Source organism: Weissella sp. DD23, from assembly GCF_001579105.1.
In the GTDB taxonomy this organism is placed as follows: domain Bacteria; phylum Bacillota; class Bacilli; order Lactobacillales; family Lactobacillaceae; genus Weissella; species Weissella cibaria.
Genome location: NZ_KQ970394.1, coordinates 1 through 1,450, shown reverse-complemented (window position 1 = coordinate 1,450; position 1,450 = coordinate 1). Strand labels below are relative to the sequence as shown.

The window sequence follows — 1,450 nt, the reverse complement described above, 5'->3', positions numbered from 1 at the left end:
TAAGGCAATGCGCTTTCCTGCCTGTAAAGCCACGGTCAACATGGGAAACAGCATTTCGGTCTTTCCCGCTCCAGTTACTGCATAGGTTAAGTGTGAACGCCCTGCATTGAGTGCCTGTACCTGTTCATCTGCCACTCGGCGTTGGGCCGGCGTTAACTCACCTTGCCACTGACAGGGCATTGCATCTGTTTCAAAGACATTTGGCTCTGGTATCGTTGCTAAAAATTGGTCATCTGACAACCGACCTAAATTTGCACAAGCCCAACAGTAGGTACTTGTTGGTGTGCGCCAGGTTGTATTGATTTTCGTGGCACATCGTTGGCATATCCCATCTTTAATGGCCGGTATCGTCATGGATCCCTCGGGTAATGCTGGTATTTGGTCGTGTCGCACAGGTACCAAGCGACCATAGAAATCAGATTCATCCATGCTTGTACTACCACCTCCACTAACTATAGACGACTAACACATGAAAAATTCCAAAAAAAATGCCGACTCACTGGCCGACAATTATTTCATTTACTTATTTACTTTTCTTAACATCACCGTCAGCACTCTTAACAACGTTCATATCAGAAACTGGAATGTAACCAAGTTTCTTAATAGTCTTCTTCATTGCTGAAGATTGCACGAACTTAATGTAGGCCTTGGTATTCTTGTCAGTCTTCTTTACCGTATACATATGCTCGTATGCCCAAATTTGCCACTTATTTGATCGGACATTTTTGTCAGTTGGGGAAACTTTATCAATTGATAGCGTTCGTAAGCCCTTGGCATTTGGCCCACTTGTATATGAGAAGGCCAGGTATGAGATAGCGCCTGGTGTCTTGCTGACAATCTTTTGCACTGCCCCATTATCGTCTTGTTCTTGGGCAGTCTTTGTATCCTCACCGTTCATGACTTCGTGTTCGAATGTGAACCGGGTACCTGAACCTTGCGCACGATTAATTAGGACAATCTTTTCATCTTGACCGCCAACGTCCTTCCAGTTCGTAATCTTACCCGAGAAGATATCACGTAACTGATCCATCGTTAACGACTTAACTTTAATGTCATCATTCACAACTGGTGCGATACCGACAACCGCCACCTTATGGTCCTTCAACTTCTTTGCATCAACACCATCTTTTTGGCTAGCAAAAATATCAGAATTACCAATTGTGACACCGCCTTTACCAACTTGGCTTAGACCGGCACCTGATCCACCACCTTGAACAACGACATTTACACCGGCATGTTTCTCTCCAAACATTTCGGCAGCCTGCGCAGCTAGCGGTTGTAGGGCTGTTGACCCAACCGCCATGACGCGACTATCAGAGGCTGCATGTACAACGCCTCCACTTACCAATCCCCCGGCTAATACTAATGCAACAGAACTCCCCACAGCAAGATACAACTTACCCTTCATGACAATCTCCTAACGTATGACTAGATATTATTCGAGTTAGGT

The 1,450-nt window shown here is 45.2% G+C and carries 1 protein-coding gene and 1 pseudogene; both read right to left on the bottom strand.

Translation table 11 applies throughout. The features are described 5' to 3' along the window. Positions 1–429: pseudogene (locus WEIDD23_RS13600) on the bottom strand (DEAD/DEAH box helicase); the annotation flags it as partial. 94 nt (positions 430–523) lie between these two features. Further along, positions 524–1,408 (bottom strand): phosphate ABC transporter substrate-binding protein PstS family protein, encoded by an 885-nt coding sequence (locus tag WEIDD23_RS07470; RefSeq protein ID WP_010374252.1) that lies wholly within the window; start codon positions 1,406–1,408, stop codon positions 524–526. Between the last annotated feature and the right edge of the window lie 42 nt (positions 1,409–1,450).

Coding starts and splice junctions, on each gene's coding strand:
- WEIDD23_RS07470 (WP_010374252.1), bottom strand. CDS start 1,408: ATGAAGGGTAAGTTGTATCTTGCTGTGGGGAGTTCTGTTGCATTAGTA.